This window comes from Lysinibacillus sp. COL-1, from assembly GCF_059814265.1.
On record NZ_JCAWSJ010000004.1, the window covers coordinates 3,048,891 to 3,061,921 of the forward strand.

11 protein-coding genes and 1 other annotated feature are annotated in these 13,031 nt (G+C 40.9%); of the genes, 1 reads left to right on the forward strand and 10 read right to left on the reverse strand.

Features of this window, described 5'->3' with window-relative positions; genetic code table 11:
- Positions 1-4: 4 nt before the first annotated feature.
- Positions 5-1,105, reverse strand: coding sequence for a carbohydrate kinase (locus tag AC6BKE_RS23335; RefSeq protein ID WP_499858153.1), 1,101 nt, complete (start codon positions 1,103-1,105; stop codon positions 5-7).
- Positions 1,106-1,225: 120 nt separating this feature from the next.
- The gene (locus AC6BKE_RS23340) at positions 1,226-2,476 is read right to left on the reverse strand and encodes an MFS transporter (protein WP_271910509.1); all 1,251 of its coding nucleotides are present in this window, start codon (positions 2,474-2,476) and stop codon (positions 1,226-1,228) included.
- Between the two features lie 189 nt (positions 2,477-2,665).
- On the opposite strand from AC6BKE_RS23340, the gene AC6BKE_RS23345 reads away from it, so the two are divergent.
- On the forward strand, positions 2,666-3,124 hold the full coding sequence (locus tag AC6BKE_RS23345; protein WP_499858154.1) for a MarR family winged helix-turn-helix transcriptional regulator: 459 nt from the start codon (positions 2,666-2,668) through the stop codon (positions 3,122-3,124).
- A gap of 451 nt (positions 3,125-3,575) precedes the next feature.
- On the opposite strand, the gene AC6BKE_RS23350 is transcribed toward AC6BKE_RS23345, so the two are convergent.
- The 8 genes from AC6BKE_RS23350 to AC6BKE_RS23385 form a co-directional block, all read right to left on the reverse strand.
- Positions 3,576-4,088 carry an adenine phosphoribosyltransferase gene (locus AC6BKE_RS23350; protein WP_036124410.1) on the reverse strand — a complete coding sequence of 171 codons (513 nt, stop codon included), beginning with the start codon at positions 4,086-4,088 and terminating at the stop codon, positions 3,576-3,578.
- 35 nt (positions 4,089-4,123) lie between these two features.
- The gene (recJ, locus tag AC6BKE_RS23355; protein ID WP_101966517.1) at positions 4,124-6,442 is read right to left on the reverse strand and encodes a single-stranded-DNA-specific exonuclease RecJ; all 2,319 of its coding nucleotides are present in this window, start codon (positions 6,440-6,442) and stop codon (positions 4,124-4,126) included.
- 164 nt (positions 6,443-6,606) lie between these two features.
- On the reverse strand, positions 6,607-7,398 hold the full coding sequence (gene trpA, locus AC6BKE_RS23360; protein WP_499858155.1) for a tryptophan synthase subunit alpha: 792 nt from the start codon (positions 7,396-7,398) through the stop codon (positions 6,607-6,609).
- Positions 7,395-8,606, reverse strand: coding sequence for a tryptophan synthase subunit beta (gene trpB, locus AC6BKE_RS23365; protein WP_271910518.1), 1,212 nt, complete (start codon positions 8,604-8,606; stop codon positions 7,395-7,397). Before trpB ends, trpA begins: the two co-directional genes overlap by 4 nt.
- Complete coding sequence (locus AC6BKE_RS23370) at positions 8,606-9,220, reverse strand: phosphoribosylanthranilate isomerase (protein WP_089934888.1); 615 nt, start codon at positions 9,218-9,220, stop codon at positions 8,606-8,608. The genes trpB and AC6BKE_RS23370 overlap by 1 nt, the downstream gene beginning before the upstream one ends.
- Complete coding sequence (trpC, locus tag AC6BKE_RS23375; protein WP_340809269.1) at positions 9,217-10,008, reverse strand: indole-3-glycerol phosphate synthase TrpC; 792 nt, start codon at positions 10,006-10,008, stop codon at positions 9,217-9,219. Before trpC ends, AC6BKE_RS23370 begins: the two co-directional genes overlap by 4 nt.
- Positions 10,005-11,036 carry an anthranilate phosphoribosyltransferase gene (gene trpD, locus AC6BKE_RS23380; RefSeq protein ID WP_499858156.1) on the reverse strand — a complete coding sequence of 344 codons (1,032 nt, stop codon included), beginning with the start codon at positions 11,034-11,036 and terminating at the stop codon, positions 10,005-10,007. The genes trpC and trpD overlap by 4 nt, the downstream gene beginning before the upstream one ends.
- On the reverse strand, positions 11,036-12,403 hold the full coding sequence (locus AC6BKE_RS23385; RefSeq protein ID WP_340809270.1) for a chorismate-binding protein: 1,368 nt from the start codon (positions 12,401-12,403) through the stop codon (positions 11,036-11,038). The genes trpD and AC6BKE_RS23385 overlap by 1 nt, the downstream gene beginning before the upstream one ends.
- A gap of 99 nt (positions 12,404-12,502) precedes the next feature.
- Positions 12,503-12,747: a binding site (T-box leader), on the reverse strand.
- Positions 12,748-13,031: the final 284 nt, after the last annotated feature.

Here is a 13,031-nt window from a genome sequence, read left to right on the forward strand (position 1 = left end):
GTTGTTATTCCTCCATTTCATTCATTTCATTTTTTAACAAATCTACTGATAATTCAGGTCTTACTGTATAAGGAGATGCCAATGTATTTTTAGCATTTGTTAACCCTGCATCAATACATGTCTCAAAAGATTGACCTGTCAACCAACTGTGTATCACAGCGCTGACAAACGCATCTCCTGCTCCTGTAACATCTTCAATTTTGTTGATCACTTTCGCAGCGAAATGACGAGGTGTGATCGTCGTAGATGCTGCATAAACACCCTTGCTACCAGCTGTGATAATGACATGTTCAGCACCTAGTTGTAAGAGCTGTTGTAATGCTTTTTCATAATGGGTAGCGCTTTCAATTTTATGTCCAACAATTGTTTCTGCTTCATCCGTGTTACAAATAAACCAAGTTACACCTTGTAATGTTTCAGGTAGTCGATTCATTTTTGGCGAAGATACTGGCACAATGACTAATGGAATGGCACGAGCAATGGCTACTTGCTGGATATACGCCACTGTTTCTTTCGGGCAATTTAAATCCAAAATAAAGCAACCAGCATTCACTAGCATTGTTTCATGCTTTTTCAACAAACTCGGTAACAGCAGGTCATAAACCTCCATATTGGCTACAGCTAATGCTAGCTCACCTTGTTCATCCATAATAGCTGTATAGGAACCCGTAGAAGCCTCAGCTAGCTGCTCCACATAACGTAGATTCATAAAGGATTCCGAAGCTTCTTGGATCACTTGCCAATCAGCATCTTTACCAGCCGTTGTTAATAACGTCACTTGATGGTTTAATCTGCCTAAGTTTTCAGCAATATTTCGACCAACTCCACCTACACTAAAAGAAGAGCTGGCAGGGTTAGATGTTCCAAATTGAACATTGCCCTTCACATGGAATTTTCGGTCTAAATTAGCTCCCCCGATGCAAATAATTTCATTTTCCTCGGGTAAAATATAAGCACGACCTACAATTTTTCCTTGCTTTGTTAAACTAGACACTAAATTAGCAAGCACGGGACGGGACAGATTCATTGTATCTGCCATCTCTTGCTGAGACATAAACGGGTTTTGGCGAATTAAAGCAAGCACCGCCTGTTCTCTTTCATTCATAGCATCACCTTTTATTATATTTGTTTATATTGTAAACTTTTGTTTGTTAAATGTCAAACTAATATTGATAAAAAAAGTTGAACCTCTTTCTGTCGAGGTTCAACTTTTTTAGTCGACTGTTTATCCTTGCTGAGGCGTTTGTTTTTTTACAATGATAACGAATAAGCTTGCCAATGCACAGAATAGGCCAGCAAGGAAAAAAGCCCATGTGTAGGAATTGAAAAATTTATAAATTAACCCACCCCCATACGCAGCAACTGCCGCTCCTGCCTGATGTGAGGCGAATATCCATCCGTAAATAATGCTGCTTTTTTGCATCCCAAAAATTTGTCGTGTAATGCTGATAGTTGGTGGTACTGTGGCAATCCAATCGAGTCCATAAAAGATGCTGAAAATCGTCAATAAAACAAAGGAGCCTTGAGCGAGTGCATAAGGGAGTAGCAAGAGAGAAGCTCCCCTTAACAAGTAATACCAAAATAATAGCCAACGATTATCAAAGCGATCCGATAGCCAGCCAGAGACAGTCGTGCCTAATAAGTTAAACACCCCCATAAAAGAAAGAAGAGATGCAGCGGTTACTAGCGGAACGCCAAAGCTAATACAATATGACACAAAGTGAGTTCCGATTAATCCACTTGTCGAAAGACCACAAATGAAAAAGCTGCCTGCTAAGAGCCAAAATGCTTTGACTTTAACTGCCTCTGCTAAACCAAGAAATGCCATACTAATTGGATTCTTCTTGGGCTGTACTTGCGGCTCTTCTATAATCTCATCATGACCGTAAGGGGTTAGACCAATATCTTGCGGCTTGTTTTTAATAAACATAGCAATCATGACGAACATCATGGTACTCAGGAGTAGGATTAATCCCATTGCCCATCGCCAAGAATAATGTTCAATAATAATGGCTAGCACTGGCAGTAAAATTAATTGACCTGTGGCTGTACTAGCCGTTAAAATCCCAACTGCCAGCCCTCTGCGTTTAACAAACCAATGATTCGCTACATAGGGACTGAGCACCGTTAAAAAAAGGCTCGCACCAAGCCCAATGATACCTCCCCAAATAATGATTAACTGCCAGGATTGGCTCATCCAAAAGGTTAAGGTCATTCCTACTATTAAAGTAGACATGGCACTAAGCATCATTTTCTTTAAGCCAATGACTTCAAGCAGCGCCGCCATAAATGGTCCAGATATGCCATATAAAAATAAACTTACAGCAAATGCTAAAGCAATCGTTGAGCGATCCCATTGAAATTCTTTTTCGAGGGGATCCAGGAAAACACCAGACGATGACATTGTAATCCCTGCTACAATAATCGAGAAAAATGTGACAATCAAAATCAACCAGCTATAATGAACTCGCTTCATCCTAACACCTTCTTTTCTTGTGAGATGCATAACAAAACATGTATATACATGTTTTGCGATCTCTTCATTCCATTTATATGTATATACATGTATAATGATAATAATCGTTCCTATAGCTGTCAAGCAGTCTTTTCTAGCTCTTAGGTGTATACTTACAATTAGTAGAATCCCCTCAAAGGAGTACTGACGATGAAGAATCAACTTAAAACAATCGATTATACACAAATCTGTGTTTGTGCAAACCTTAGAAAAAAAACAAGGGTTGTCACACAATTATATGATAAGCTGCTACAGCCCACTGGTTTAAAGGTTACACAATATTCCATGCTGGCCCATATCGATCTTCAGCAAACTGTCTCAATTAGCCGTTTAGGTGAAATTTTACAACTTGATCAAACGACTGTGACCCGTAATATTAATCTATTAAAGCAACATGGCTATGTTGAATTAAAGCGAGACACAAGCGATGCGCGCACTAAAAAGATTACGCTCACTGAAAAAGGATTAGAAAAGCTGCATGAAGCCGCACCCATTTGGCAAACGATTCAAGATAGAATCATCGAAGATATAGGGGTTGAAAAATATGCAGATTTCTATGATACCTTGCGCACAATACAAAGGATCATCCAAACATATGATGAAGATTAAAAAGTACCTACTTTATTGAGCGCTTCAAACTGCAAACAACAGCCATCGAAAAGTTCACCTCGATGGCTGTTGTCATTTTTTCTTCTAATTACTTACCAAATATAGAGTGGCATGATCAATATTTGGGCATCCATAAGCTTAGTAAGTCGTTTCTACTAAAGGGTAAATAGCAGCCTCTAATTTTCGCTCGAATGGTATAAATTGATCAACCGTTACCATTTCTAATTGTTCACGTTTATTGATTTAATTATCCGTCTTCAGCTTTCATCAGCTTAAAAGTTTACGGTTAATCAACACAGTAATAGGGAAGAAGTTGGATGGAGCAGGGAAAGCAACTCGGCCCGTATCGGCTTTACTTTATTTCATTGTAAAAGAAAAAGACTGTAGGCAAACTCGTAATTTCTTGAGTTTGTCTACAATCTGAAGTGCCCACTATGGTAGACGCTTTCTCTTAATATTGAATAAGTGTTTTAATATTTAGATCTCCAAGCTTTGCACGACCATTTAATTCTAAAAGTTCGATTAGGAAGGCACAGCCTACTACCTGACCACCTAATTCTTCTACTAAACGAACAGTTGCTTCAACTGTCCCACCCGTTGCTAGTAAATCATCACAGATTAAAACCTTTTGACCAGGCTTAATCGCATCATGATGCATTGTTAACGTATCTTGACCATATTCAAGACCATAGTCTGCACTAATAACCTCACGTGGTAATTTACCTGGTTTACGAACAGGTGCAAAGCCAATTTCAAGTGCATAGGCAACTGGGCAACCGATGATAAAACCACGAGCCTCAGGGCCAACTACAATTTCAGCTCCCACTTCTTTTGCATATTCTACAATTTGGTCTGTTGCATATTTGTATGCTGGTCCATTATCCATAATTGTCGTAATATCTCTGAAGCTAATGCCCTCTTTCGGCCAGTTTTCAACTGTTGTAACATATTGCTTTAAATCCATGTTATTGCTCCTCCTACGAAACGCTGTACGTCCGTTTATGTTAATCGTTCATCAAACCATTGTTTTAATTCTATATAAGGAGCATAGACAAGCTTTTGCTCCATTTCAATCTGTTCTGAACGTTGTTTGTAAGACGGTGCCTCTGTTAGTGCTTGTTTTGGGGCATTCACGTTGACAGTCGTCAGTCCACTCTCCATTTTAACAAAACCAAGCTCAAAAAACACCTGTGTCATAAATTTTAATACATCCAATGGCCAACCTGTATGCTTTGCTAAATCTGCTATATGCATATCAAGCGGAAAGGCTGGTCGATTTTTCAAAAATTTATAATACCAAGAAAATTGCTCACGAGTAGGTAAACCACTAAAGTATTGCGAATCAGGCATATAAAAATGCGCATAAATACGTGAAGGTGTCGTCTTCTGTAACACCTCTTCTAGTCTTTGAACTTGTTGTGGCAAATCTAAGAGCACAATATAATCACTTTGTTCCACATTGGATAGTGCTGGGTCAACTACTGTAATAGGAGCACCAATCAATGATTGATAATACGCCATCGTTGCTGGATGAAAGGCAATAAACTGTGCCTCATCCTTTGGTACCGTATTAAGCCAACGCGCAGTTTGACGGATACCACGAATATCAAATAGCTGCCATTCCGTTGTTTGGACATCCTCGATCATAAATTGGGCTTTTTTACGTCCCTGCCATTCATTAATTTGTAAATCGCCTATAAAGGATACTTTAATGCCATACGTTAATTCATCATGTAAATGCCCTTTATTAAAGCCGACACTATCTAATTTATCATAGCCATTTGTTAATTCCATTTTAATATGATTCTCAGCTGCTCCAATTTTACGCATAGATGAGATTTCAACATCCTCAAGTACGTAAACAGGCTTTGGAAAATCTGTTCCAAATGGTCCTAGTGCTGAAATTTCTTCAATAGCATCTGCTGAAACTTCATCGATGCTTAACGGAATATCAATATGGACGATTGGTGTTAATTGCTCCTCTGTTAAACATTCTCTTGCCTGTGCATCCAAGCGTGTACGTAGTTCATCCACATGCTCTAACGATAAGGTCATGCCTGCGGCCATAGGATGTCCACCAAAATGCGGTAAAATATCTCGGTTTTTAGCTAGTTCATTATATAGATGGAAGCCTTCAATGCTTCGAGCGGAACCCTTTGCTGTGCCCTTTTCAGGATCAAGTGAAAGGACAATGGTTGGACGGTAGTACTGCTCAACAAGTCGTGAGGCAACTATTCCAACAACGCCTGCATTCCAGCCTTCCCCCGCCACAACAAGAACTAAGGAATTGCCGATTTTTTCATCCGATTCAATAAGTGCAATGGCCTCATCTGTAATGCTTTTCACAATATCTTTGCGCTCTGTATTGCAGGCATTAAGCTGCTTTGCCAATGCGCTTGCTTTAGCACTATCATCTGCCATTAATAACTCGACTCCTGGAGCTGCTTCTCCGAGTCGACCAACAGCATTTAATCGAGGACCAAAATAAAAGCCAATTGTCTCTTCCGTAATTTTTGCCTGCTCTGTACTGGCTATATCACACATTGCTTGTACCCATGGACTAAGGGAACGACGCATTTCCTGTATACCTCGCTTCACGAGATAGCGATTTTCATCCACTAAAGGAACTAAATCGGCTACAGTTCCAATCGCCACCAATTCCATTAAATGGATTGGTAGTTCACCATATAAAGCATGTGCTAACTTAAAGGCTACACCTACTCCAGCTAGCTCTCCAAACGGATAATGTCCTTCTGGTAATCGAGGATGAAGAATAATATCTGCTGGTGGTAGTTCCTCACCTGGCTCATGGTGATCTGTCACAATGACATCCATGCCAAGCTCTTTAGCCACTCGAACAGGTTCGATACCAGATATCCCGTTATCTACTGTAATGATTAACTGTACACCCTCTTCATATGCTTCACGAAATAATGCTTCATGTGGACCATAACCATGGATAAAACGATTGGGGATTTTAAAGGATACATCCGCTCCAAGATCTAGTAAAACATTTAGCATAACAGTCGTGCTTGTGACACCATCGGCATCATAATCGCCATAGACTAAAATCTTCTGCCCATTTTCTAATGCTTGCTCAATTCGTGCTACTGCTTCAGCCATACCGTACATAAGAAATGGGTCATGGACATTTGCTTCAGTCATATTTAATAAGCTTTCTGCTTCAGCCGTAGTTTCACAGCCTCGTGCTGCTAAAATTTTTGCAGCAATCGCGGAAAGTTGTAAGTCATTTTGTAATGCTTGTACAAGTGTGGCATCTGGACGCTCCACCTGCCATCTTTTTTTCGATAGAATCATCTTCTCACTTCCTTACGAAAGCTATTATACCGAAATTCTATTGGATACGCACTATCCGTTAGATTGATAGTTTTATCCATCAATGTGAAATTTCTATCCGCCCCTTTTACTGATTAATCCATCAGTTTAAACTTACTATCCATCTAGCAGCAAAAAAGCCTACTCTATAGAGTAGACTTCTCGAATACACCTTTTGAAGCGGCCACTAATGCTGCCACGGTGGCCATATCTTCTTCATGCAATGCTGTTACAATAGCACTACCGACAATAACTCCATCTCCCAATGACCCCATCCTTTTCACTTGCTCAGGTGTTGAAATACCAAAGCCTGCAAGCACAGGGATTGGACTTGCTTGACGTAGACTTGCAAAATGCTGCTCTAAGTTTGCAGCAAAACGGGACCTTGCCCCTGTAATTCCATTCACAGTCACAGCATAAACGAAGCCCTGACTAGCTGCTGCAATACGAGCAATACGCTCAGGAGGGCTTGTTAAAGAGACGAGTTGAACAACATCAATCGTATATGGGTTTAATGCCTCCCGTAATAGAGCACTTTCTTCTAATGGAACATCTGGTACGATTATTCCCTTAACGCCCCCAGCTACACAGGCTTTTGCAAAAGCCTCTAAGCCATACGCTAACACTGGATTGAAATAAGTCATGACAACTAGAGGTACCGTGATTTCATCTCTAAATGAAGTGAGCGTTTGCAATACCTTCGTTAATGTTACGCTAGCTGCGAGTGCACGTTCGCCTGCCCGCTCAATTGTTGGCCCATCTGCAACAGGGTCTGTAAAGGGGATACCTACTTCAATAGCTGTCACACCTAGCTGCTGTAGTGTTAGGATGGTTGGCTTGATCGTTTCTAGCCCTCCATCACCTGCCATGATATATGGAATAAAGGCTTTGTTTCCTGCTACCTTTGCTTGTTCAATTGCTTGTTGTAACGTCGTCATTTGCCATCTCCTCCTAGTACCGCCCTAACCGTGTGTACATCCTTATCTCCGCGACCAGACAAGCACACTACAATGATCTGGTCTTTCGGCATGGTTTTAGCAAGTTTTGCTGTGTAAGCAATAGCATGGGAACTTTCAAGCGCAGGAAGTATCCCCTCTGTTCGACTTAACAATTGTAAGCCTTCTAGTGCCTCAGCATCTGTGATGGCGTCAAACTGCGCTCGACCGATATCATGTAAATAACAATGCTCTGGCCCTTTTCCCGGATAATCTAACCCCGCGGAAATCGAATGTGCTTCTTGGACAAAGCCATTTTCATCCTGTAATAAATACATGTAGGCACCATGCAATACACCTAATTGTCCACCTGCAATTGCCGCAGCGTGTTTCCCTGTTTCAAGACCACTCCCTGCAGCCTCTACACCATATAAAGCGACTGATGCATCATCTACGAACGGATGAAACATACCGATTGCATTACTGCCACCACCAATACAAGCCACAACAGCATCAGGTAAACGACCTTCCTTTTGCAAAATTTGCTTTCTCGTTTCTACCCCAATGACACGCTGAAAGTCTCGAACGATTTTAGGAAATGGGTGAGGTCCTAAGGCAGAGCCTAAAATATAATGCGTATCCTCAACATTTGTCACCCAATAGCGTAGCGCTGCATTCACAGCATCCTTTAAAGTTTTAGAACCACTTTCCACCGATTGAACCTTTGTGCCAAGTAGCTCCATGCGAAAAACATTTAACTGCTGACGTTTCATATCTTCCGCACCCATAAAAACAACACATTCTAGATTTAATAAGGCACAAGCAGTAGCCGTTGCCACACCGTGCTGTCCTGCACCTGTTTCAGCAACAATTTTCTTTTTGCCCATGCGTTTGGCAAGAAGCGCCTGCCCAATCGCATTGTTAATTTTATGTGCACCTGTATGATTTAAATCTTCACGCTTTAAATAAATCTTAGCTCCTCCAAGTGCGCTCGTTAAATTTTCTGCGTAATAGAGTGGGGTTTCTCGCCCTACATACTCCTGTAAATAATAGGATAGCTCCTCTGTAAACATTGAATCCTTCATCGCTTCTTCATAAGCTGTTTCTAATTCTAGTAAAGCTGTCATTAATGTTTCTGGCACATAACGTCCACCAAATTGTCCGTAACGACCTTCCTTAGTCGGTACATTAAATGCGATTGAATTTCCCATTATTCGCTCCCCCTCTTTACTGCCTGCAAAAATGCCTGTATTTTTATAGAATCTTTGACTCCGTCTGTTTCCACGCCACTTGATACATCCACCATTACAGGAGCAACACTTGAAATGGCCGCTTCAATATTGTCCACATTGAGACCACCCGCTAATAATAATTTCTCTCGTAGAATACCTACTTCCTCAAGTAACGTCCAATCAAAAGTATGACCGCTACCACCTTTAAAATCTGTTCCAGGCGCATCAAATAAATAATAATCCACCTGATAATGAACAGCTGCTTGAACATCCTCTCTTCCTCGTATCGACAATGCCTTAATGGCTGGGTAGCCTTGCTCCTGAATAAATGCTGGCGTTTCCTCTCCATGATATTGCACATAGTCTAAAGGCACGCGCTCTACCGCTTCCTTTAATTCAGCTGGTGTGGGATTGACAAAGACACCTATTTTCAAAACACCTCGTGGCACCTCCTTCGCTAACTGTTGGGCTTGCTCAACAGTTACACGACGTTTACTTGGTGCAAAAACAAAACCAATGGCATCTGCGCCAGCATGAATAGCTGTTTTGACATGTTCTTGTTCTTGTAATCCACAAATTTTGACTTTTGTCATATAGAAGCTGCCTCCTTTTGTACCTGTAAACATTGTAGTGCTTGCCCCGCGTCTTCACTGCGCATCAATGCCTCCCCTACAAGAACGCCACTAGCTCCCATTGTGGCAACTTGATTGGCATCTTCCTGTGACCAAATACCACTTTCACTAATTAATATACGTTGCTCACTGAATGGGAAAACTTCGGCAATTTCTTTTGTCCGTTGTAGACTAACCTCAAAGGTACGTAAATCCCGATTATTGACACCAATCAACTTTGCATCTACTGCAAGAGCACGTTCAAGCTCCTCTGTATCGTGTACTTCCACTAAAACTTCTAGGCCTAAGCCCGTTGCATAACTATATAAGTCGCGTAAAGCGTCATCCGTTAAGGCCGCCACAATTAATAAAATAATAGAGGCACCTGCTGCCTTCGCAAATCGAATCTGCACCCGATCTATCATAAAATCCTTACAAAGAAGAGGCGTGTCAACAACATGAGCAACTGCCGCTAAATCTTCAAAGGAGCCTTTAAAAAACGCCTTATCTGTTAAAACAGAAATAGCTGCTGCTCCTGCCTGTGCATAGACCTGTGCTTGAGCAACTGGATCTGCCGCACCAGCGATGACCCCCCTGGAGGGCGAAGCACGTTTCATTTCAGCAATGACCTGTAATGTTGTAGCTTGACGTAATGTTTCGACTAATGAGGGTCGTGACTTTTCTGTAAAATTTGCTAAAGGATCTGGCTGCTCTAATAAAGCACCTATCTCAATTTTCTTTTGCTGCAGAATTTTATAGAGTATATTCATTGCCCTACCTCCACTTCTTTCATTTGTTCACTGTAAGTAATAACTGCTTCCAATTTTTTCAATGCTCTCCCACTAAAAATACTTTCCTTCGCCATCGCGACACCTTCTTTAATGGTTTCTGCTTGACCATAACCGAATAAGCCAATACCCGTATTTAATAACACCGTATCTAAGTACGCACTGTGCTCTCCAGCCAATATTTTTTTCATAATGACCGCATTGTCATCTGCATTGCCACCACGGATAGCTTCTAAAGGTGCTGCTTGAAGACCAATATCTTCAGCCGACAAGGAGAAGGGAATTAAATCTCCTCTATCTACTAGGACCAATGTATTTTGTCCTGCTAAGGAAGCCTCATCAAGCCCCTTAGGACCTGAAACAACAATGGCTCGCTCCCGCCCCAGCATCTGTAGGACTGAGGCATATTCCATGACAAAATCAGGACGATTAATACCTGTGAATTGCGTAAATAATGGTACTGGATTGGTTAAAGGACCGACTAGATTAAAAATCGTTGGTTTTCCTAATGAACGACGAACTTCGCCAATTCGCTTTAATTTTGGATGAACATTCGGTGCATAGATAAAAGCAATTCCTTCTTTCTCTAGCAATTCAATCGTTTGAGGTATGGAAATAGCTGTATGAATACCTAATGCCTCCAACACATCTGAGCTACCCGAGGATGAAGATATTTTACGATTCCCATGCTTTGCCATTTTGACACCTGCTCCAGCTAGTACAAAAGCAGAGGCTGTACTAATGTTGAAGGTATGAAGACCATCTCCACCCGTACCACAATTATCCATATAGTCGTCTTCTTTTACAGCTACATCACGTGCAAAAGAACGCATAATAGTTGCTAATGCTGCTACCTCGTGTGCTGTTTCCCCTTTCACAGCTAAAGCCGTTAAAAAACTGGCGATTTCCTCTTTAGGTGTCTCATCCTGAAATAACCATTGCGCGACCTTCAGCATTTCCTCATACATCAGATGTTCACCTTGCACTACTTTCCGTTGTAATTGTTCCATCAGTTTCGCCCTCCATCGTTAACCAATAACTGTAAAAAACCTTTCTCTTCCTCTTGCACTTGCTGTAACACGTTAGGGATATTCGTATATTTAGTCATTGTTATTGTGGATTGCATATACATCGTTTCATGTTCAACTACAATGGATTGCGCTGTTAAAGCAAAATCCAAATGGCCATTGAATCCAATAAAGCCAAGAGCATCACCAAAAATACCTGCCATGTGTGACCCATTTTCTAAGTAACGTATCACCTGCTTCTTAGAAATCTCTGTAACTGAAAATGGTGGGATTGTTACTGCCAGTACATCCAAAGCGTGCAACATAGGTAAAAGCCGACCTTCTACTCTCGACGTCAAGTGCAATGCCTGTTTTGACCTTTCAATACGCATGGCCTCAATGACCTGAACAGAGTCTCGAAAACAAACAGACTGTAATTTTTGCTGAATGGCACTAACGAGTATTGCATGTGAATTTCGAATGTCCGTTTGTTCATATAATGTGCGCTCATTTTTTAGGTCTTCACTTTTAGTCTCCCCACGTGGATAGGTGCCCTCCGTTGGTGTGGCTATCACTCGCTCCCCCTTCACTCGTATAAGGCTGTCAGGAGAAGTGCCTAATATAACGTGATCCTCAAACTCTACATAATACATATAGGGTGCAGGTTTTTTTTTGCGTAGCTGTCTGTATAAGGAAAACGCATCACCTTGAAAATTTGCTACATAACGCTTAGGCAGTACTACCCTTGTTATGTCATCATTTAACTTGGTTTGCATCGCCTGTAACTCTGCTGCAAAGGATTCATCCGTTGCCTTTTCTATTGCGTGATAATGATAAGTTGCTTCGTCATAAGCATCACCATTTAATAATTGTTGGGCCAGCACTTCCAAATCAGGTTGCTGTTTTTCCGCATCAATATTTGTATGAATCAGTGTCACTTCATCTGTTAAATGATCGAACACAATGATCGTTTCATACACATGGAAGTGCGCATCAGGAAGCCCTATTTTCTCGTCAGCGAACATTGTCGTTCCACCATGACCTATATATCCGACAGCACCTCCTGAAAACGGAAATTGTGTCGTATTAGAGATACGTGGCATAAGTCGTTTAAGGAGGACAAAAAGCTCCCCTTTATGCACATATGTTTTTCCCGTTTTATAGGATATCTCCTGAATTTCTTGTCCCACACCTTTATAGGTTTTTCGTGGATTCGCACCAATAAATGAAAATCTGCCTGCTCCCTCATGCTGTGCAGAGCTCTCCAGCAAAAATTTATATTTCCCCTGTAAACGTCTGAAAATTAAAATAGGTGTTAAAGAATCGCCATTGATAGTTTTCATTTTTGTTCTTGAACTCGTTGTTTGCATAGCTTATAAGCTCCTTTTCAAAAATTCCTTTTGCTAATGTCTAGACGAATGCTGAAGCAAAATAAAAAAAGCCCTCTGCAAAAAGGATTATTCCTAATTGCAGAGGACGATCATGACCGCGTTGCCACCTCATATTAGAGCATATGCTCTCACTTTTGTGCTTTCTATGATGACCAGCTTCATTTTAGCCATACATTCAAAGCACCCCTATAACGTGGGGAATCACGTTCGCTTTTAAAAGCGACTCTCATAAGTCCATTCACATAAGCTGTAAATCAGTTCACACCACCCACTGACTCTCTAAATTACATACCTATGCTACTACTCTTATTCAACAATTTCTCAGCTATTCTCATCTAAACTCAGCTCATCTGTTCTTAGGCTGACCTCGCTCCCGAAGCCTTCTACCTTGACCGAACAAAAAGTTAGCCTTAATTCTATGCCAAACCAATTTAATTGTCAATTAATTCTGAAGAAAAAGATTGAAATTTATGTTTTCGTAAGAACTTTTTATGTAGGTATATTATCCTTCAAAAAGACCTTAAAAGGGAAAAGGATTCCTTACTATTGAATATTTTCTGAGTATTGACCATGTAAATATATCAAGTTATAGTAATTTCAGAACAAT

What these genes read in the sequence shown, in the direction of transcription:
- AC6BKE_RS23335 (WP_499858153.1), bottom strand. Translation starts at nt 1,105, where the DNA reads ATGAATGAAAGAGAACAGGCGGTGCTTGCTTTAATTCGCCAAAACCCG.
- AC6BKE_RS23340 (WP_271910509.1), bottom strand. Translation starts at nt 2,476, where the DNA reads ATGAAGCGAGTTCATTATAGCTGGTTGATTTTGATTGTCACATTTTTC.
- AC6BKE_RS23345 (WP_499858154.1), top strand. Translation starts at nt 2,666, where the DNA reads ATGAAGAATCAACTTAAAACAATCGATTATACACAAATCTGTGTTTGT.
- AC6BKE_RS23350 (WP_036124410.1), bottom strand. Translation starts at nt 4,088, where the DNA reads ATGGATTTAAAGCAATATGTTACAACAGTTGAAAACTGGCCGAAAGAG.
- recJ (WP_101966517.1), bottom strand. Translation starts at nt 6,442, where the DNA reads ATGATTCTATCGAAAAAAAGATGGCAGGTGGAGCGTCCAGATGCCACA.
- trpA (WP_499858155.1), bottom strand. Translation starts at nt 7,398, where the DNA reads ATGACGACGTTACAACAAGCAATTGAACAAGCAAAGGTAGCAGGAAAC.
- trpB (WP_271910518.1), bottom strand. Translation starts at nt 8,606, where the DNA reads ATGGGAAATTCAATCGCATTTAATGTACCGACTAAGGAAGGTCGTTAC.
- AC6BKE_RS23370 (WP_089934888.1), bottom strand. Translation starts at nt 9,220, where the DNA reads ATGACAAAAGTCAAAATTTGTGGATTACAAGAACAAGAACATGTCAAA.
- trpC (WP_340809269.1), bottom strand. Translation starts at nt 10,008, where the DNA reads ATGAATATACTCTATAAAATTCTGCAGCAAAAGAAAATTGAGATAGGT.
- trpD (WP_499858156.1), bottom strand. Translation starts at nt 11,036, where the DNA reads ATGGAACAATTACAACGGAAAGTAGTGCAAGGTGAACATCTGATGTAT.
- AC6BKE_RS23385 (WP_340809270.1), bottom strand. Translation starts at nt 12,403, where the DNA reads ATGCAAACAACGAGTTCAAGAACAAAAATGAAAACTATCAATGGCGAT.